The 18,254-nt window shown below is 70.5% G+C and carries 16 protein-coding genes; 5 read left to right on the top strand and 11 right to left on the bottom strand.

The features are described 5' to 3' along the window. Positions 1 to 8: 8 nt before the first annotated feature. The 4 genes from GTY96_RS34695 to GTY96_RS34710 all read right to left on the bottom strand — a co-directional run bounded on the left by GTY96_RS34695 (position 9) and on the right by GTY96_RS34710 (position 4,383). Positions 9 to 1,292, bottom strand: coding sequence for an MFS transporter (locus GTY96_RS34695; RefSeq protein WP_161666967.1), 1,284 nt, complete (start codon positions 1,290 to 1,292; stop codon positions 9 to 11). Between the two features lie 72 nt (positions 1,293 to 1,364). Further along, entirely contained in the window at positions 1,365 to 2,471 is a 1,107-nt protein-coding gene (locus tag GTY96_RS34700; protein WP_143908611.1) for an isopenicillin N synthase family dioxygenase, read from the bottom strand. 109 nt (positions 2,472 to 2,580) lie between these two features. After that, positions 2,581 to 3,210 carry a protease gene (locus GTY96_RS34705; protein ID WP_161666968.1) on the bottom strand — a complete coding sequence of 210 codons (630 nt, stop codon included), beginning with the start codon at positions 3,208 to 3,210 and terminating at the stop codon, positions 2,581 to 2,583. Between the two features lie 90 nt (positions 3,211 to 3,300). Then, positions 3,301 to 4,383: a M35 family metallo-endopeptidase gene (locus tag GTY96_RS34710; protein WP_161666969.1), complete on the bottom strand. Its 1,083-nt coding sequence runs from the start codon at positions 4,381 to 4,383 to the stop codon at positions 3,301 to 3,303. A 223-nt stretch (positions 4,384 to 4,606) separates the two neighbouring features. Here GTY96_RS34710 and GTY96_RS34715 point away from each other — a divergent pair, with 223 nt between their 5' ends. Further along, a complete protein-coding gene (locus tag GTY96_RS34715) occupies positions 4,607 to 5,302 on the top strand; it encodes a glutamine amidotransferase-related protein (protein WP_161666970.1) in 696 nt (231 codons plus the stop codon). Positions 5,303 to 5,334: 32 nt separating this feature from the next. Beyond that, a complete protein-coding gene (locus GTY96_RS34720; protein WP_161666971.1) occupies positions 5,335 to 6,624 on the top strand; it encodes an ATP-binding protein in 1,290 nt (429 codons plus the stop codon). Between the two features lie 3 nt (positions 6,625 to 6,627). On the opposite strand, the gene GTY96_RS34725 is transcribed toward GTY96_RS34720, so the two are convergent. The 3 genes from GTY96_RS34725 to GTY96_RS34735 form a co-directional block, all read right to left on the bottom strand. Continuing rightward, positions 6,628 to 7,968, bottom strand: a complete 1,341-nt coding sequence (locus tag GTY96_RS34725; RefSeq protein ID WP_161666972.1) for a hypothetical protein — start codon at positions 7,966 to 7,968, stop codon at positions 6,628 to 6,630. 134 nt (positions 7,969 to 8,102) lie between these two features. After that, positions 8,103 to 9,122, bottom strand: coding sequence for a hypothetical protein (locus GTY96_RS34730; RefSeq protein WP_161666973.1), 1,020 nt, complete (start codon positions 9,120 to 9,122; stop codon positions 8,103 to 8,105). Positions 9,123 to 9,283: 161 nt separating this feature from the next. Then, a complete protein-coding gene (locus GTY96_RS34735) occupies positions 9,284 to 10,573 on the bottom strand; it encodes an OprO/OprP family phosphate-selective porin (protein ID WP_161666974.1) in 1,290 nt (429 codons plus the stop codon). 176 nt (positions 10,574 to 10,749) lie between these two features. On the opposite strand from GTY96_RS34735, the gene coaA reads away from it, so the two are divergent. From coaA to GTY96_RS34750, 3 genes are read left to right on the top strand one after another with little or no spacing between them, the layout of a single operon-like run. Further along, on the top strand, positions 10,750 to 11,703 hold the full coding sequence (coaA, locus tag GTY96_RS34740; protein ID WP_143908627.1) for a type I pantothenate kinase: 954 nt from the start codon (positions 10,750 to 10,752) through the stop codon (positions 11,701 to 11,703). 22 nt (positions 11,704 to 11,725) lie between these two features. Beyond that, positions 11,726 to 12,712 (top strand): cysteine synthase A, encoded by a 987-nt coding sequence (locus tag GTY96_RS34745; protein WP_143908629.1) that lies wholly within the window; start codon positions 11,726 to 11,728, stop codon positions 12,710 to 12,712. A 39-nt stretch (positions 12,713 to 12,751) separates the two neighbouring features. Continuing rightward, positions 12,752 to 13,372 (top strand): SgcJ/EcaC family oxidoreductase, encoded by a 621-nt coding sequence (locus GTY96_RS34750; RefSeq protein WP_161666975.1) that lies wholly within the window; start codon positions 12,752 to 12,754, stop codon positions 13,370 to 13,372. Here the strand turns inward: GTY96_RS34750 and GTY96_RS34755 are convergent. The 4 genes from GTY96_RS34755 to GTY96_RS34770 all read right to left on the bottom strand — a co-directional run bounded on the left by GTY96_RS34755 (position 13,335) and on the right by GTY96_RS34770 (position 18,117). Continuing rightward, positions 13,335 to 14,642 (bottom strand): DUF418 domain-containing protein, encoded by a 1,308-nt coding sequence (locus tag GTY96_RS34755; protein ID WP_161666976.1) that lies wholly within the window; start codon positions 14,640 to 14,642, stop codon positions 13,335 to 13,337. The genes GTY96_RS34750 and GTY96_RS34755 overlap by 38 nt on opposite strands. Before the next feature lie 100 nt (positions 14,643 to 14,742). Further along, positions 14,743 to 16,200, bottom strand: a complete 1,458-nt coding sequence (locus GTY96_RS34760; RefSeq protein ID WP_235686080.1) for a phosphatase PAP2 family protein — start codon at positions 16,198 to 16,200, stop codon at positions 14,743 to 14,745. Positions 16,201 to 16,232: 32 nt separating this feature from the next. After that, on the bottom strand, positions 16,233 to 17,144 hold the full coding sequence (locus GTY96_RS34765; RefSeq protein ID WP_143908635.1) for a fatty acid desaturase: 912 nt from the start codon (positions 17,142 to 17,144) through the stop codon (positions 16,233 to 16,235). Then, complete coding sequence (locus GTY96_RS34770; RefSeq protein ID WP_161666977.1) at positions 17,131 to 18,117, bottom strand: Rieske (2Fe-2S) protein; 987 nt, start codon at positions 18,115 to 18,117, stop codon at positions 17,131 to 17,133. Before GTY96_RS34770 ends, GTY96_RS34765 begins: the two co-directional genes overlap by 14 nt. Between the last annotated feature and the right edge of the window lie 137 nt (positions 18,118 to 18,254).

An 18,254-nucleotide genomic window follows, 5' to 3' on the forward strand; every position in this document is an offset into this window, starting at 1 on the left:
CGCCCCGGTCAGAGCGAGGGCGCGGATTCGGTGGGGTCCTCCTCGGGCACGGGCGGGCGGTGCGCGGCGGACTCCAGCCGGTCCACGTTTCGCAGCTCGGGGAAGAGCCAGGCCCAGAGCCCCACGACGACGAGCGTTCCCACGGCGCCAATCACCACCGCGTGCACGGCGCCCAGGGCCTGGGCGAGTGAGCCCGCGCGGAACTCGCCCAGCTCGTTGGAGGCGCCGATGCACATCATGTTCACCGCGCCCACGCGGCCGCGCATGTCGTCCGGCGTGGAGACCAGCTCCAGCGTGTGGCGCACCACCACGCTCACCATGTCCGCCGCCCCACCGATGGCGAGCGCGGCGAGCGACAGGGGCAGGGACGTGCTCAGGCCGAACACCAGCGTGGCCGCGCCGAATACGGCCACCGCGCCGAACATCTTCCACCCGGCGTGGCCACCCAGGGGACGGAAGGCGAGCAGCACCGCCACCACCGCGGCGCCCGCGGCCGGAGCGCTGCGCAGCAGGCCCAGGCCCCAGGGGCCGGTGTGCAGCACGTCGCGCGCGTAGATGGGGAGCAGCGCCACCGCGCCGCCCAGCAGCACCGCGAAGAGGTCCAGGGTGAGGCTGCCCAGCAGCAGGCGCTTCTGGCGCACGAAGCGCAGGCCCGCGACGAGCGTGGCCAGGGAGATGGGCTCGCGCGACGCGCTGCCGGTGCGCACCTTGAGCGAGAGGATCCACACCACCGTGAGCGCGCACAGCGACGCGGACGCGATGTAGACGCCCTTGCCGCCCAGCCACCCGTAGAGCAGGCCGCCCACGGCGGGGCCCGCGATGGTGGCCACCTGCCACGTGGTGGAGTTCACCGCCACCGCGCGCGTCAGCTCGTCCGCGGGCACCAGGTACGGCGTGAGCGCGGAGCCAGCGGGCGCGTAGAAGGCCCTCGCGGTGCCGAACAGCACCAGCACGCCATAGACGAACCGCACGTCGGTGATGTGGCCCAGCGTGAAGGTCAACAGCAGCAGGCTGCACACCAGCATCACGCCCTGGCAGATCGCCAGGATGCGGCGGCGGTCGAAGCGGTCCGCCACCTGTCCGCCCAGCAGGCTGAAGGTGAGGAACGGGACGAACTGGGCCAGGCCGGTGTAGCCCAGCGCGAGCGCGCTCCCGGTGAGCTCGTAGACCTGCCAGCCGATGGCGACGGATTCGATCTGCGCCGCGAGCACCGCGCACAGACGGGCGATCTGGTACAGCCGGAAGTCGCGGTGGCGGAAGACGGAGGCGCCGAGGACGGAGGGTGTGGCCATGGAAGTGGCTGCGCTGTAATGCAGCCCGTCCCCCTCCGCCAGCGACAAGGGGCGCGCGGCCCCGGGCCCGTCTTATGACGTCGCGCGCATCCGGTTGAGCCGGTCGTAGTGGCGGTAGCCCAGCTTGTCGAGCGCGGCGGGCGGCGCGAGGCCGATGTCCACCAGCGTCTTGATGTCGTAGGTGCCCGCGAGCACCGGCGGCGCGTAGTTGGCCACCGCCTCCGGCGTGCGGAAGCCCGGCAGCGGGAAGAGCACCTGGCTGGTGTGCACGTGCATGAAGTGCGCGGCGGACTGGCGCTGCCACCCGGGCACGCCCGGCGCGGTGATGACGTGCGGGGTGGCCAGGAACGTGCCGCCCGTGAGGATCTCCAGCTGCTGGCCCACCTGCGCCACGATGCAGCCGGCGGGCGCGGTGCCGCGCACCATCAGGCCATTGGGCGCGTCCGGCGTCGCGCGCGTGCGCAGGTACAGGCCGCTCTGGTCATCTGGCTTGGGCGCCGGGCGGCCCTCGGGGTCGAGGAAGCGGCCCCCGGGCAGGAGCGTGAGCAGGTTGAAGTCGGTGTGCTCCTCGCCCCAGAGGATGCCGGTGTTCACCTGGGACGGACCCAGGGGCAGGTACTGGAGCGCGCGCGTGACGTGGGGCGCCTTCTCGCACGCGTCGGTGAAGGTGGACTCGGGGAGCTTCAGCGCCAGCGCGGCGCCGCGCAGCAGCTTGAGGCCGGCCTCGTGCAGCGCGCGGCCCATGGTGAGCAGGCCCTCCTGGAAGAAGGGCGGCGCGTCGTCCGGCCAGATGTTCTCCGGGTACAGCTCCGGGAACTCCATCGCGGATTGCGCGTCCGTGGGCGTGGGCGCCGCGAAGTAGCACTCCTTGAAGTCCGGCTGGCCGTTGCCGGCGACGGCGACCTCCGTGTTGGGAGGCGTCCAGCCGCGCTGGTACCAGAAGTCCGCGCGGCCCAGGGGGCGCTTCTGCGCGTCCGGCCGGGCGACGAAGCTGGAGAACGCGTCGTAGAAGCGCTCCAGCGCCGGCGCGTCCACGCCGTGGTTCTTCACGAAGACGAGCCCGAAGACGCCAAAGGCCTCGCGAAGGGCCGCCGCGGCGCGCTCGAGACGGGCCGGTTCACCCGACGCGAGGTCCGTGAGGTCGACCGTCGGGATGTGGATCGAGGAGGTGTCCGCCATGATGGGCCCAGGTGTATCGCGCCTGGGCCCGGCTGAGGAGGGGGAGCGTGCCTGTCCGCCCTCCTGTTCCGGGAAAGTCCGGGAGAAGGCCCCTTTCCCGGCGCGGCCCTCAGCGGGCGGCGAGCGTCACGTCCACCGGGGCGCACGTCACCGGGGTGGACTTGAAGTCCCCGCCGGGCGCGGGCACGTCCTCCTTGCGAGTGGCCACGTCCATCAGCTCGTCGCGGAAGGCGATGCGGTAGGTGCCGGGCTTCTGGAAGTCATAGGCCTGCGTCACCTCCACGCGGTTCTCCACCGTGGCCCCCGGAGCGATGGCCACGTAGCTGTCCGCGTTCGGCGCGGCGCGCTTCGCCATGGGGCCCTGGTAGGAGACCTCCTCGCCGTCGCGGGTGACCTGGAACACGGTGCCCAGGAAGCCCTCCAGCGGGGTGTGCCACTTGAGGACCCACACCGGCTGGTCGGAGCGGTTGGTGAGCTTGAAGAGGACCTCCACGGGCTCGCCGACGCGGGCCTTCGCGGGCGCGCTCAGGGCGCACTCCAGGTTCACGGGGTTCTTCACGGCGGTGGGCTCCGGGGCGGCAGGGGGCGGCGTGGACGGCGGGGGCGGGGTGGGCGTCGTCGGCGCCGCGGCCACGGGGGCCTGCTGCTGCGCGGGCGGCTCCGCGGGCTTCGTACAGGCGGTGACACCGGCGGCGGACAGCACCGCGAGCCATGCGAGGTTCCTTCGTCCCAGCCCCATCACGTGTCGCTCCTTGTGTTCGTGCGGCGAAAAGAAAAGGGGACGCGAGGCCCGTGGCCCGCGTCCCCCGGTCAACGACCCGCCGTCACCTTACGGCAGCGAGGGGTTGTTCTCCGCGAAGTATTCGTGGCTGTCCGCGTTGTCACGCGCGTTGGTGGGGTTGGACTTCGCCAGGCTCTTGGCGGCGCTCTGGCCGTAGGCCCAGTCGTCCGTGCCGGCCACGACGGTGAAGTGGCTCATCTCGTGGACCAGCGTGCCGGCCTTGGAGTCCGTGCCCGTGGTGGGGGCGCTCCAGAAGGCGCCGCACACGTAGATCTTGTACGGGGAGCCCGGGTACACGTACGCGTAGGTGCCGCTGTCGGTGCAGCTGCAGTCCACGGTCACGGCCGCGGAGGCGAACGCGTTCTTGATGCTGTTGAAGTGCGTCTTGATGACGTTCCAGTTGGAGCTGGAGTAGGTGCCGAACCAGGTGGTGTAGCGGCTGGTCGCGGACGGCGTGCCGCTCAGGTAGGTGTACGCGTTGTTGGAGTACGTCTGCGCGCCGCTGAACGCGGAGGAGATGGAGCTCTTCTGCGACGTGGTGCAGGCGCCGGAGTACGCCAGGCTCTCGCCCGTCACCTCGCGCATCGCCTCGGCCTCCTCGCGGCTGTTGCGGCGGCCCTCGATGAAGACGGTGACCTCATTGGAGGCCAGCGCCTGCACGCTGGAGCGCGACGCCAGCTCGTAGCGGATGCTGTACGTGCCCGTGCGGGACAGGTCGTACGCGTCCGAGACGACGACCGGGCCGGAGATGCTCTGGCCGGGAGCGAGCGTGATGAGGTCCTCGGCGCGGCCCAGCACGCGCTTGAAGTGCGCGCCCGTGTAGGCCACGGGCGTGCCGTCGCGCAGGACGGACAGACGGCCCTCGGTGAGGCCCGTGCCCGGCGCTTCCCACTTGTAGAGGCTCACCGGCGCGGACGAGGTGTTGGTCAGCGTCACCTCCACCGTCACCGTGTCGCGAGCGGCCATGGAGGCCTTCGCCACGGACACCTGCGCCGTCAGGGCGCCCTGGGCCTGCTCGGAGGCCTCCGTGGGGGACTGCTCACCATCCGCCGGGGCGCCACAGGCACCCAGCAGGGAAACGCCGACCACCGTGCCCACCAGCCACTTGAAACCGCGAAGGCTCTTGCTCACGAGGAACTTCCTTTCGGAAACGACGCGACGAACACCCAAGGGGGGAATACCCTGGTCCACCTGTTTATAGGGGAATTCGGGCCCAAGGATGATAACATAAAATACTTTGAAATGTGCGCTGACTGACAATTCACGTTCGTGCCGCATCTCGGCGGAGTGCGGCTGGGAGCGTTAGTCTGAGTGCGGCACTTAGTACGGGGCTGAACGAAAGGGGTTGCGGGCGATGCGCGCGGTGGTGTTCGAGCATGAGGAGCACGAGGGCCCCGGGCTGCTGGGCCCTGCGCTGGAGGCGGCGGGGTTCACGCTGGTGCGGCGCTTCCGCACGGTGAAGCGCGAGGACGTGGATGCTCCGCTGGTGGTGGTGATGGGGGGCGGCATGGGGGTGTACGAGGCGGACGCCCATCCGTTCCTCAATGAAGAGCTGGCTTTGCTGGGCGAGCGACTGGCCAATGACCGCGCGTGCGTGGGCGTGTGCCTGGGCGCGCAGCTGCTGGCGGCGGCGGCGGGGGCGACGGTGTCTCCGGGCAAGAACGGCTTCGAGGTGGGGGTGGGGCCGGTGCGCTGGACGCAGGACGCGCTGAAGGATCCGGTGGTCGGGGGCGCGAAGGCGCGCACGGCGGTGGCGCACTGGCACGGCGACACCTACACGCCGGTGCCCGGCGCGACGCTGCTGGCGTCCACGGACCGCTACACCCAGCAGGCGTTCCGGTTGGGGCGCTCCTATGGCTTCCAGTTCCACCTGGAGCTGACGGCCCTGGAGCTGGGGCGCTGGCTGGAGCTGGGCGCGGAGGACCTGCTCACGCGGGGCAAGGACCTGGCGGCGCTGAAGGCGCAGCTGCCCAAGCTGAAGGCCTCGGAGGTGGAGAACACGGAGCTGCTCCACCGGCTCGCGCACCAGCTGGCGAAGGGCCTACGCTGAGGGCTGCTTCCTCCGGAGGTCCGGACGCCGCCATGAAGCTGACCCGCCTGCACGTGCACCACTACCGCGGGCTCGCGCCGGATACGGTGCTGACGTTCGGTCCCGCGCTCAACGTGGTGGTGGGCGCGACGGGCAGCGGCCGCACGACGCTGCTGGAGCTGGTGTCGGCGGTGGTGTGCTCGGACTTCTCCGGGCTGCTGCGCGAGCCGTTCGCGCTGGACTACGCGCTGCGCTTCGACGCGTTGACGGTGGACGTGGCCGTGCGCAACGAGCCCCCCGCGGCGCTGCCGGCGACGGCGGGCGAGGGCGGGCCCGGAGACGCGCTGGCGCTGCCTCCCGGGGCGCTGGCGCATGGGCTGATGCCCTCCATCGTGGCGACGGTGCGGTGGGACGCGGCGGAGGACGCGCGGCTCGTCATGCGCGCCAGCGCCACGGGCTTCGCGTGCGAGGTGGCGGGCGCGGCGGGCTTCTCCAAGCGCATGCACTGGTCGGTGCTGGACCGGTCCGTGTGGACGCTGCTCTTCATGGCCGCGCAGTACCTGGAGCCGGGCGTGAAGGCGCGGCTGAAGGACCTGCTGCGGGAGACGTTCCTGCTGGCACCGCCGCGCTTCGACGAGGCGCTGGGCATGTTCGAGCGCATCGGCGCCATCCGCTACGCGATGGAGCAGCGAGGAGAGGAGCTGTTCCCGCTGGGCCTGATGGCGCTGCCCACGTGGATGCCCGGCTGGCTGAGAGATCAGGTGGAGCGCGAGCCCGTGCCTCCGGCGCTGTTGCTGCGGCACGATGCGCGGCCCCAGGGCTTCCTCGCGCGCTTCGTGGCGCTGGCGGGCTTCGCGTCCGGCACGCTCAGCGTGGACGTGACGGAGGGAGGGGCGCCGCTGTCGCAGGGGGGCCGGTTGGGCTTCAGCGGCTTCCGGTTCGCGTTCGTGCGCGCGGACGGCGGCCCGGTGACGCAGGAGCAGCTGGGCTACGGCCAGAAGCGGCTGTTGTCCTTCCTCTACTACCTGGATGTGCACGCGGCGTTCGTCATCGCGGACGAGCTGGCGGACGGGCTGCACGCGGACCTGGTGGGCGCGTGCGTGGGGGACCTGGGCGGACGGCAGGCCTTCGTCACCAGCCAGAGCCCGCTGCTGTTCGAGCACCTGGTATTCCCCAGCGCGGAGGCGCTGCGCACGTCGTTGATCCGCTGCGAGGTCCGCGCGGGCCCGGGCGGCTGGCGTTGGACCCAGCCGACCCCGGAGGAGGCCGCGCGGTGCTTCGCTGCCTACCGTTCGGGCTCCCTGCCGCTGGGCGCGGCGCTGCGCGCCCAGGGCTTCGGGTGAGCCTCAGGGGCCCGTCCGCGTCTTGAAGAGGAAGACGTCCTCGAGGCCTCGCGAGGTGTAGTCGGCGTCGAAGTGGACGGTGCCCGTGAAGGAGCCCAGCGCCACGAACTCCCCCTGCTTGTTCACCGCCAGGTCCGTGAAGGACGGGCGCTGGGTCGCGTCGTAGCGGCGCAGCCAGTGCTGCTGCCCCTGGAGGCGCTCGAGCCTCGCGACGAAGAGCTTGTGGCCAGAGGGGCCCGGCGAGGTGGAGTGGCCTCCCACGACCACGCTGTCATCCTCGCCCATGGCGACCGCGCTGACGACCTGTTCGAAGCTCTGGCCCCAACGCTCCTCGCCAGCGCGGGTCCAGGCGACGAGGAAGCCCCCGTTGCCCGAGGAGGGGTTCGGGACGGTCCGCCCCGCGAACGTGAAGGGGTTGTTGAACTGTCCCCCGGCCACCACGCGGTTGCCGTGCACCGCCACGTCGAGCACGCCGCCGGACGCGCCGTTCAAGGTCCGCTGCCACGCCACGGTCCCCGAGGAGGTCACCTTCCAGAGCTCCGGGTCGGGGTACCAGTGGCCCGCGAGGTAGAGCGCGTCCTCCTCGTCCACCGCGACGCTGGTGCCGCTGCTCAGGTCCCACATCTCCATGACGCTCCATTGGGGCGCGCCCGCCGCGTTGAACTTCGCGAGGAAGGCGACCTGCGCGTCCACGGAGGGCGTGATGGGCCCCTGGCCGAAGTCCACCGTGCGGTAGGCATTGCCCACCATCGCGATGGCGTCCTGCGAGTCGGTCACGAGGCTCCGAGGCCCCAGGTTGCCCGTGAAGTGCCGGGCCCACTGGAACTGCCCCGTCTTGCGCAGCTTCAGGAGGAAGGCGCCCGGCGGCCGCACCCCCGCGCCCAGGTTGATGGGCTGGCTCGCGACCCCTCCGACGAGGACGTTCCGTTCCCGGTCCACGGTGAGCGCCGGCGCGCTGACCCGTGAAATCGGGTCACCGGGCTGGGGCGTGGCCTCGAAGGCGCGGGTCCACAGCAGCGCGCCCGCCGACGTGTACTTCGCCACCGCGAAGCCGTACCGGTTGGGGTCTCCGGAGCCGATGAGACCCCCGCCCAGGTCCACGCTGCCCTGGTATTCAAACAGCATGAGGATGTTGCCATCCCGGTCGAACGCCACCGAGGAGGCGCCATCCTGTCTGGCATTGCCCAGGTGCTTGAGCCAGGTGATGTCACCCCCCGCGAGCCCGGCCTGGAGCGCCGCGCCCTCTCGCGTGACGGATGGCGGCTCGGGGGTTTCCGGCGGGGCGCACCGGCTGAGCGTCACCACCGCCACGACAGCCCAGAGGAACCGCCAACCCGTCGCCATTCGTGTCCAACCCATGTGCACCCCCGCTGTCCACGAAGGCAGACAGCCAGGGCGAGTTAGGGACGACGCGGGGCCGGGGCCACTGCCCCGGAGGGCAGTCTGGGTTTGAGGATTGGACAGTCTTCCGGGGGCGCTCAGCCGCCGGAGAGCAGCTCCGTGCTGAACGAGAACCCGCCCAGCAGGTAGGGCATGGCGCTCGTGCGGTTCTCATGGTTGAGGTACCAGCCCGCGATGAGCAGCACGGTCGGCTTGGTCATCACGCCGCCCGGGTGGGTGTCAAAGGCATACGCGACGAGCGGGCCCACGCGCATGTGCTTGTTGGTGGGCAGGCGCTGGCCGGGCAGCGGCTCCACCGCGTTGGCGTTGTCGTTGTAGCGTGGCCACACCGCGGAGAACCTGGCGCCCAGCGTCCACTTCCCGGCCAGCCACAGCAGATCCGTGTCATTGGCGAGCACCCAGCCCTTGCCGGGCACCAGCGTGTCCAGCGTCGGCTCATAGAAGGTGCTGCGCGGGCCGCCGTCGTGCAGGTCCACGTTCCAGTACTCGATGGCCAGCTTGGTGCGCAGCGCCACCGACTTCACCTTCGCCTGGAGCATGGGCTCCAGGAAGAAGTGGTGTCCGGAGGTGCCGTAGGCCGCGTCCTTGGTCACATCGCGCACGTCATCGGCGTAGTTCTGGAAGGAGTCCGGGTAGGACTGGACGCTGCCGAAGGTGCCGAAGTACTGGACGTATTCGTAGCCGGCGCGGAGGTTGAACACCGCCAGGGGCTGGAGCTCCACCACGGGGCCCAGCTTGAAGAAGGCCGGGCTCACCTTCAGGCTCGCGGCGGCGCTGGCGTACGTGTCGCGCAAGAGCAGCGAGGGGCTGTCGAACAGCCGCTTCTGGTACACGAGCCGGTTCTGCGACTCGAGCCCCAGCGGGTTGTAGCGAATCACGTTGAGCGTGGTGAAGAAGACGCGGCGCTCCGGCATCGGTGGCAGCACCGGGGGCGGCACGTTCTGCTGCACGTTCTCTTGAGGGGGCGCTTCGGGTTGTTGCGCGGCCGCGGGCGTGCCCAGCCCCAGCAGCGCGAGCATCGCGGCGCGAGGAAGCCACTTCGACGAGGCAGGGGGGCGGACAGACGTCGGGCGCTGCGGGAACACGTTCGCGGGCATGCGTCCTCTTCTGCGGGAGTCCGCGACAGGCGGCCCTTGGGAAGGGCGACCCGTCGCGGGCAGCGGGAGCGTCGTGCACCGGGTGTCCCCGCTTCAAGACGCACCAGGACGAAGCCGGGTGACGTGGAGCGTCAAGCAGCCTGTGTTTCAGGTGGCGTGTTTCAGAACGTGAGCTGGAAGCGGGACAACACGACGTTCTCGGGCTTGCGGTCGCCTCCGTTGGGGGCACCGCCCTGGTAGTTCGTGCGGTGGTAGTTCACCGCGAAGCGCACGCGCCGGTTGAAGGCGAAGGTGGTGGCGACGCCGAAGCCCTTCGCCGTGCGCACCGAGCGCGCGGGGTTCGCGAAGCGGGGGAAGGCGGCCTCGTCCAGGTCCAGCGCGTGGTAGCGCGCCGCCACCTCCAGCGCGCCGCCCTGGCCCGTCTTCGGATCAAAGGGCTTCGTTGGCCTCGCGCCCTCGAACGAGGCCCTCCCCCCGAAGACCCACGACGCGGACGCCTGCCACGCGTGGTTCCGCAGCCGGGCGCGCGCGTCCGCCACCTGCACGTCCTGTGTCGAGCGCACGTACTCCGCGAGAACACCCAGCGAGCCCCAGTAGAAGTAGCCCTGGGGCGACACCCGCAGGTGCTGGCCGTGCGCGACCACGGTCTCGCCCGTGTCCGCGTTGCTCAGGTAGCTGAAGATGACCTCCTGGCCCGTGCTGCGCTGGGGCACGAGGCCGGTGTTGGTGGCCGAGCCGAATTGCAGCCCGCGCGTCACCGCGAAGCCCAGGCCCAGCCCCTGGAGGAACGAGGGCTCGTGACCCTTGAAGGGCAGGGCGAAGACGCGGGCGACCAGGTCGAAGCTGTCGTCCCCGTTGAAGTCGGTGCTGGTGCCATCTGGATCGCCGTTGACCACCGCCAGCGAGTACTGCCACCGGCCCCCCTGGCCCTCGCCGTGGAGCTCCAGGCCCTCGTCGCGATTGGGGACCAGGTCCACCGTGAGCGAGCGTTCGATGAAGGGGTTGTCCATGTCCGACTGGAGCAGCTCCAGCCCGAACGGCGTCTTGAAGCGCCCGGCCCGCAGGCGGATCCACTCGCCCGGCCGGAAGTCGATCCACGCATCCTGGATGAGCGGCTGTCCGTTGCCGAAGTCGGGCATGAAGCGGAAGTCGATGAAGCCGAAGAGCGTCCCGTCCAGGATGGGGCGCACGCGCCTCATGACGAACGTGTTGGTGCCGGTGCGGTCCGTGTCGTCGAAGTAGAAGCGCCCGTCGCCCTGGAGCTGTCCGCGCGGCTTGAGCACGAAAGCCTTGTCCGCCGACGACAGCGAGAAGCCGTCCTCCGAGGTCTGGACGACCGGGGGATCCACGGCCCTGGGGGGCTCGGCGGCCTGGGACTGGGCGTGCGCCAGGGGCGCGCCGAACAGCAGCCCCGTGGCGGCGAGGAGGACTGGACCGTGGAGGACGGACACGCGGGACCTCGGAGAAGCGGGGCGCCAGGGGGGGAGCCCCCCGTTCCAGGCGGACCGGGACTGGGCGCGGACCGGCACGTTCCGCGCGTGAATGTCGTGCTGTCAAGGAGCCCGGGGAAGACCTGTTGTCGCCTTCACTTGCGGGAGCCGGGAAGGTCTGGTTCATGCTTGGTGGCATGTCCGTGACCAAGCCCCGCGCCGCCTCCATGTACGTCGACCTCGATCGCGACGCGTGGCGCGAGCTTCGGGCCTCCACGCCGTTGACGTTGACGGCGGAGGAGGTGGAGAAGCTGCGCGGCCTGGGCGAGCGGCTGGACATCGACGAGGTGGTGGACGTCTACCTGCCGCTGTCGCGTCTCTTGCACCTGCAGGTGGCGTCGGCGCAGTCGCTGTGGGCGGCGCAGCAGGCGTTCCTGGGGTATTCGGTGCGCAAGGTGCCGTTCATCATCGCCATCGCGGGCAGCGTGGCGGTGGGCAAGAGCACGACGGCGCGCATCCTCCAGGCGCTCCTGGCGCGTTGGCCGGATCATCCGCGCGTGGCGCTGGTGACGACGGACGGGTTCCTGTTCCCCAACCGGGTGCTCGCCGAGCGCGGCATCATGAACCGCAAGGGCTTCCCGGAGAGCTATGACCGGCGCGGGCTGGTGCGCTTCCTGGCGGAGCTGAAGGCGGGGCGCGAGGTGGTGACGGCGCCGGTGTACTCGCACCTCGTCTACGACATCGTGGAGGGGGAGCCGCAGTCCATCCGGCAGCCGGACATCCTCATCCTGGAGGGGCTGAACGTCCTTCAGACGGGGCCGGTGGAGGGCGGGCGGCTGCCGCAGACGTTCCTGTCGGACTTCTTCGACTTCTCCATCTACGTGGACGCGAACGAGACGGACATCCGCCACTGGTACGTGGAGCGCTTCCTGCATTTGTGGGAGACGGCGTTCCGCGACGAGCGGTCCTTCTTCCGGCGCTTCTCCGAGCTGACGCGGGAGCAGGCGGTGGCGCGGGCCGCGTCGGTGTGGGCGGAGATCAACGGGCCCAACCTGGCGGAGAACATCGCGCCCACGCGTTCGCGCGCGCGGCTCATCCTGGTGAAGGGCAGCGACCACAAGGTTCGCCGCGTGCGGATGCGCAAGCTGTAGGCGGCTTCAGGGAGGGATGGACATGGCGCCACGATTGGGTTCGCTCTGGGATGCGGTGGGGAACACGCCGCTGTTGCGCATTGGGTCGCTCAGCCGGCGGACGGGCTGCGACATCGTCGCCAAGGCGGAGTTCATGAACCCGGGCGGCAGCATCAAGGACCGCGCCGCGAAGGGGATGATCCTCCGCGCGGAGGCCACGGGGCAGCTGAAGCCCGGTGGGACGATTGTCGAAGGCACGGCGGGCAACACCGGCATCGGCCTGGGGCTGCTGGGGCGTGAGCGGGGCTACCGCGTGGTGGTGACGATGCCGGACAACCAGGCGCGCGAGAAGTACGAGTACCTGGAGGCGATGGGCGTGGAGGTGCGGCGCGTGCCGGCGGTGCCCTTCTCCAATCCAATGCACTTCTTCCATCAGGCGCGGGTGCTGGCGGAGGAGCACGGCTGGGCGTGGATGAACCAGTTCGAGAACACGGCCAACGGTGACTACCACTACGAGACGACGGGGCCGGAGATCTGGGAGCAGGCGGAGGGCAGGGTGGACGTGCTGGTGGCGTCGGTGGGCAGCGGCGGCACGCTGTCCGGGACGAGCCGTTACCTGAAGGAGAAGAACCCGGCGCTGCGCGTGGTGTTGGTGGATCCGCCGGGGTCGGGGCTCTACAGCCAGGTGCGCACGGGGAAGATGGAGACGACGGGCAGCTCCATCACGGAGGGCATCGGCATCATGCGGCTGACGGAGAACTTCCGGCAGGCGCGCGTGGACGAGGCGATGCGCCTGGAGGACCAGGACATGCTGGAGATGCTCTACCACCTGGCGCGCGAGGACGCGCTGGTGGTGGGCACCTCCGCGGCCATCAACGTGCGCGCGGCCTGGGAGATCGCTCGCGGGCACCAGGGACAGGGGCTTCGCATCGTCACGTTCCTGTGCGACCACGGCAGTCGCTATGCCTCCAAGGTGTTCAACCCGGAGTTCCTCGCGTCCAAGCAGCTCACGGTGAAGCCGCTGCCGTGAGTTAGGATGCGCGGCTCCTTCTTTCTTCGTGGAGCTTCGATGGTGCGCACCCGGCTCGTAGGTCTCCTGGCGTTGTTGTTCGTCGCGGTGCCCACGGTGGCGGGAGCCCAGGACACTCCCGCCGTGGCGGCTTCGGGCGACGAGGTGACGCATCAGGCGCTGCGCGCCATCAAGCAGGACATGGAGGACGCGCTCAACAGGCAGGACCTGGATCAGCTCCTGTCTCACCTGCACCCGGACGTCGTGTTCACCACCATGAACAACGACGTGCGCGTGGGGAAGGCCGCCATCCGCGCGTACTACGAGGAGATGCTGGGCGGTCCGCACAGCGTCGTGAAGAAGGTGACGGCGAAGTTCGACGTGGATGCGCTCACGCGCCTGTATGGCGATACGGGCGTCGCCTATGGCTCGTCGCGGGACCACTACCAGCTGAGTGATGGCACCGACCTCGTCGTCCACGGGCGGTGGACCTGCACGCTGGTGAAGGAGGGCGACCAGTGGCTCATCGCCGCGTTCCACTATTCCACCAACGTGTTCGACAACGCCCTGCTCACGAAGGTGAAGACCGCCGCCCTGAGCTTTGGTGTCCTGGCCGCCGTCATCGCCCTCGTGGCCGGTTTCTTCATCGGGCGCCGGGGACGCCGACCGGCGACGGCTTGAGCGAGTGGCGCATGGGCTGGCGCTGGCCGTAGGTGAGCGAGCGCCACAGCCACTCCGCCGGACCGAAGCGGAAGCGCGACAGCCACGCGTGGCTCAAGGGAATCTGGAGCGCGAACACCGCCAGCGCGAGCGCCATGCAACTGGAGGGGGGCAGCTTGCCGACGAGGCCCAGCCCCCAGCCGTCGTAGATGCACAGGCTCACCACCGTCTGCATCAGGTAGTTCGTCAACGCCATGCGGCCCACGGGCGCCAGCACCTGCATCCGCTTGCGCCAGGGCTCCCTTTGGAAGAGCAGGGCGAAGACGGCGACGTAGGCCGCGGCCAGCCCCAGGAACCCCAGCTCGTGGATGGCGGACAGGATGACCATCCAGCCGTCCTTCGCCGGGTCCACCAGCCCCAGGATGCGCAGGCGCTGGACCCCCACCATGGCGCCATTGCCCAGCACGCCCAGCACCAATCCCCAGCCGAGCAGCTTCTTGTGCAAGGACCTGTGCCGCTCCAGGTCCTGGAGCAGCAGGTGCCGTCCCGCGAGCAGGCCCAGCAGGAAGCGGCCCAGGATGGTGGCCATCCAGAACAGCCGCTTGAACTGCGGCAGCATGAACGTGAGGAAGTGCGCGTTCGCCGCCTGGGTCGTCCAGAGCGAATCGCTGGAGAGCCCCACGAAGAGCTGCTCCCGGAGCCGGGCCTCCAGGTCGTCGGTGGCCTTCGCGGCCTCGGCGGCTGCCTGCGCGCCGTGCAGCAGGATGGGGCCGTAGTGCTGGAGCGCGGGGACCCCGAGCGGGACGGCCACCAACAGGACACCCACCCACGTCAACAGCGTCCGGTCCGACCGTTGGCGGAAGAGCAGCAGCGCGAAGCCCAGCAGCGCATAGGTGGAGAGGACGTCCCCCACCCAGAGCGCGGTGAGGTGCGTCGCGCCAATGCCCAGCAGGACGAGCAGCCGCCGCGAATACACCGGAACGACGGAGGCCCCTCTTCGCTCCGCGCGCTGGAGCTGGATGGAGAAGCCCAGCCCGAAGAGGAAGGCGAAGAGCGTGACGAACTTCTGGTTCACGAAGAAGTGGTAGAGGGCGCTGACGACGGCCTCGAAGGGCGTCGCGGCCAGCGCCTGGGCCTGCTCGCGCGGCATGAGCACCCTGCCGCTGAACCAGGCGAAGCTGTTCGAGACGAAGACGCCGCACAGCGCGAAGCCGCGCAACACGTCCAGCAGGGGCAGCCGCTCGGACACGTCCACCGGGCTGGCGCTGGAGGAAGGAGTGGGGTCGGACATCGGGCCAGCAGATGCCTCCGTCCTGCTCGCGTCAATGCGTGTCCCAGGCCGTGCGTCCGGGCCACGCTCCAGGCGACTCCGCTTGACGCGCGGGGCCGCTTCAGGAGGGCCGGAGCGCGGAGGCTTCACGCAGGAACGGCATCCGCCGGGGCAGCTTGCGTGCCCAGAACGCCTCCACCGACCGGTGGAAGAGGCGCAGCAGGGCGGTCCCAGGCCTTCCGTCCAGCGAGTCCAGCTCCGCCGCGGAGTGGTCCAGCAGGAGCCGGGCCCGCTGGTATTCGCTGGCCACCCAGGCGCGTCCGGCTTCGGAGGCCAGCAAGGCGTCGAGGTCCGCCGGGTCGTGACCGGTGGCGCGCACTTCGGCGGCGACGTCCGCGGGCACGTTGAAGAGGCCCTGTGCCAGGTCCTCGTGCAGGTCGCGCATCACGGAGCACCAGCCCAGCGCCGCGAGCAGGGACGGGGCCTCCTCCGCGCGCACCTGGGCGTCCGCGACGTGCAGCATCAGGCCCACCGACAGGCGGAACGTGTTCGAGAGCTGGGTCTGGATCCTGCCCGCGTCCCACCAGTGCCTGGCGCGCACTCGCTCGCGGTCCTCGCGCATCGTGCGCACCAGCTCCAACACCTGCTCCCGGGCACCCGGGTTCGTCAGCTCCGCGAGCAGCACCCGGCCCAACGTGGACGCGGTGTCGTGGAAAGCGCTGGAGGGACCGGGGGCGCCGGTCTCCAGGGTGCGAAGCAGCGCGTCGATGTACTCCAGCGGTTCTCCCTCCACGGGGCGGTCTCCATCCAGCACGTCGTCCACGAGCTGGAGGAAGCAGAAGCCCACCCGCGCCCTGCGCGCCTCGCGCCAGCGGCCCAGGGACTGTTGATACAGCACGAGCGCGATGAGCCCGTAGCGTGGGTGTCTGCGCGCGAAGCGGTACAGCTCCCGCGCGCAGATCGACTCCACCCGCACGGCTTCGAGGAACGCCGCCTCCCGGACGCGGGGCGCGACGACGCGCCAGACTCCCCACGCCAGGAGCGCTCCGGCGAGAACATCCACCGCGTGATGTTCGTGGATGAGCAGCGTGGAGGCCGCGATGGCGAGCGCCCAGAGCGTGAACCCCATGCGCGCCACCGGTCCTGCGCGTTCGCGGTAGGCCAGCGCCGCGGTGCAGGCGAAGGCGACGTGGAGCGATGGCAGGTAGTTGCGCTCCAGGTTCATCGTGTCCGCGAACTGGAAGACCTGGGTCCACGCTCCGGTGACCACCCGTCGCGGCCACGCCACTTCGACGGGCAACACGAGGAAGCAGAGCGCCCCCAGCACCGTCTCCGCGCACAGGGCCAGCGCGAAGGGGAGCATCCGCCTCCACGTCCGGAAGATGAACAGGGACAGCAGCAGCAGCAGGTCCATGCTGATGTAGACGGCGGCCCAGCTGGGGACGAACGGGATGTGCCGTTCGAAGGGCAGGTCCACGCGCAGGCCACCGGGATAGAAGCCGGTCACCCAGCTCGCGCCGCCGTACACCACGAGGAAGAACACCGCGAAGCCGGACGCGAGCGCCGCCGTGCGCTTCAACTCCCCAGCCGTGGGCCAACCGAAGAGCGCGCTCAGGGTGCCTTCTCCGGGAACGGTCGGGGCCCACGCCACATCGAAAGCCAGATGCGCAGGAAGGACGGACGGGGGACGCTCTCGTCCACGTAGCGGCCCAGGTGAAGCCACGGCACCTGCGGGTGGCGGTGGTGCGCCCGGTGGTAGTGGTAGTTGAGGAACACCCAGCGCACCGGCGCCGCGACCCGCAGGTCCCATGCACCCTCGCGCACATCCAGCGGCGACCACGCGTGGTCCGCGTACTGGAGCGAACTCCAGTTCACCGCGAACGCCGCGTAGCAGAGGGCCCAGCCCGCGGGTGTCAGCTCCAGCGCGTACGACAGCCCTGCCTGCACGGCCACCATCGCCAGCACCTCCCAGCGGATGGCTGCTCCCGGCGCGTCCTCCAGGCGGCCCAGGTACGCGTCCGCGCCTGTCTGCTCTCCATAGCGAGTGCCCGGACCTCGCAGCCTCCGCAGCAACCCCGGCGCGAGCGCGAACACGAACGCCCCCAGCGGCACGAAGAGCCAATAGACGCCCGTGAGGATGACGTACCACTGCGCGTACTTCAGGAACCGGTGGTCTCCCGGGTGCAGGTAGTCGAACTGCTCGCGCGCCGTGCGGTTGTGCCGGTGATGCGTCAGGTGGAAGGCACGCTGCAACGTGAACGACGTCGGGAAGAAGGTCGCCGCCAGCCGCCCCAAGCCGTCGTTGAGTCTCCGCGACGGGTGCAGCACGCCATGCGTCGCTTCATGCAACAGCGAGAAGACCGTGTTGTTCACGTAGGAGAACGCTCCCGCCGCCACCAGCCGGGCCCACAGCGCCTCCGCGTGCGACGCGGTCCAGAGGCACAGGGCCGCCGCGCCCAGCGCCACGGTGAGCAGCGCCACGTTGAGCGTGGCCGGAATGGGCGGGGTGTCACCGGCGCGCATCGTCAGGGTCCTCGGGCAGGCCGACGGCGAAGTCGAGCAGCTGGCGCATCACGGGATCCGCTGTCGCGGTCGCGACGTTGAAGCGCATGCCGTCCAGCACGGACAGGTCGCGGCGCAGGAACGCCGTGTAGAGCCACCTCGACACCCCGAGCGCCAGCGCCGCCGCACCCGGAAGCCACCCCCGCCGCGCCGCGACGGCGAGCCGCACCGACGTCCCCTCCGGCACGGGCGTCATGCTGGCGAGCAGCAACCCTTGCACTCGGCCCAGGTCGCTCCGCACGGACATCAACGTGCCGCCGTGCAGCGTGAGCGCCACCTGGATGTGGTTGCCCGACAGCGCCTTCATCAGCCGGTCGCTCACCCCGGTGCCGGTGACGCGCGACGTGTAGCGCAGGCGCAGCGTGTACGGATCCGGCGCCTCCACCGTGGGCGTGTCCCACAGCTCGCGGTGGTGCACCGTGCGCAGGTGCTCCAGGTCGAATGAGTTCGCCGCGAGCGGCAACCAGGGACAGCGCACCGTCACGGGAGGTCCCACGTTCCACACATGCTCCCCACCTCCCAGGTCGGGAGGAGGGAAGAGGGCCTCGGGCCCGTTGAAGACGAGCACCCCGCCGAAGCGCTCCTCCACCGGCCAGGCGCGAGGCCCCGGAAGGGAGGACACGTCGCCGCGTCCCGGCACCGCGCGGCAGCGGCCCCCGCCATCGAAGCTCCAGTGGTGGAGCGGACAGCGCAGCAGCTCGCCCTGGACGGTGCCGTGCTTCAGGTGGGCGCCCAGGTGGGGGCAGTGGGCCGACAGCGCGTGGACGCGGCCCGTCTCACTCCGGAACACCACCACCTCGCGCCCGGCCACCTGCACGCCCAGCGCCTGTCCGGTCCGCAGGGCGGCCGACGGGGCCACGAGGTACCAGGAGCGGGGCCGCGAGGGCCCGGGGAGGTGGTCCGGAGCCACCCCGGCTGGTACGGAAACAACCATGGCCCGGACCCTACCGGACCCGGTGTCCCCAGGGCCACGGGGGGACGGACGGAGGCTGGCTTTACGCCCGGGTTCCTGGTTAGTCAGGTGCGGGTGGAACCGGACGCGCGGCCCCGACGGGGCGGGTCTGGGAAGGG

This window comes from Corallococcus silvisoli, from assembly GCF_009909145.1.
Taxonomy (GTDB): Bacteria; Myxococcota; Myxococcia; order Myxococcales; family Myxococcaceae; genus Corallococcus; species Corallococcus silvisoli.

Coding starts and splice junctions, on each gene's coding strand:
- GTY96_RS34695 (WP_161666967.1), bottom strand. CDS start 1,292: ATGGCCACACCCTCCGTCCTCGGCGCCTCCGTCTTCCGCCACCGCGAC.
- GTY96_RS34700 (WP_143908611.1), bottom strand. CDS start 2,471: ATGGCGGACACCTCCTCGATCCACATCCCGACGGTCGACCTCACGGAC.
- GTY96_RS34705 (WP_161666968.1), bottom strand. CDS start 3,210: ATGGGGCTGGGACGAAGGAACCTCGCATGGCTCGCGGTGCTGTCCGCC.
- GTY96_RS34715 (WP_161666970.1), top strand. CDS start 4,607: ATGCGCGCGGTGGTGTTCGAGCATGAGGAGCACGAGGGCCCCGGGCTG.
- GTY96_RS34720 (WP_161666971.1), top strand. CDS start 5,335: ATGAAGCTGACCCGCCTGCACGTGCACCACTACCGCGGGCTCGCGCCG.
- GTY96_RS34725 (WP_161666972.1), bottom strand. CDS start 7,968: ATGGCGACGGGTTGGCGGTTCCTCTGGGCTGTCGTGGCGGTGGTGACG.
- GTY96_RS34730 (WP_161666973.1), bottom strand. CDS start 9,122: ATGCCCGCGAACGTGTTCCCGCAGCGCCCGACGTCTGTCCGCCCCCCT.
- coaA (WP_143908627.1), top strand. CDS start 10,750: ATGTCCGTGACCAAGCCCCGCGCCGCCTCCATGTACGTCGACCTCGAT.
- GTY96_RS34745 (WP_143908629.1), top strand. CDS start 11,726: ATGGCGCCACGATTGGGTTCGCTCTGGGATGCGGTGGGGAACACGCCG.
- GTY96_RS34750 (WP_161666975.1), top strand. CDS start 12,752: ATGGTGCGCACCCGGCTCGTAGGTCTCCTGGCGTTGTTGTTCGTCGCG.
- GTY96_RS34755 (WP_161666976.1), bottom strand. CDS start 14,642: ATGTCCGACCCCACTCCTTCCTCCAGCGCCAGCCCGGTGGACGTGTCC.
- GTY96_RS34765 (WP_143908635.1), bottom strand. CDS start 17,144: ATGCGCGCCGGTGACACCCCGCCCATTCCGGCCACGCTCAACGTGGCG.
- GTY96_RS34770 (WP_161666977.1), bottom strand. CDS start 18,117: ATGGTTGTTTCCGTACCAGCCGGGGTGGCTCCGGACCACCTCCCCGGG.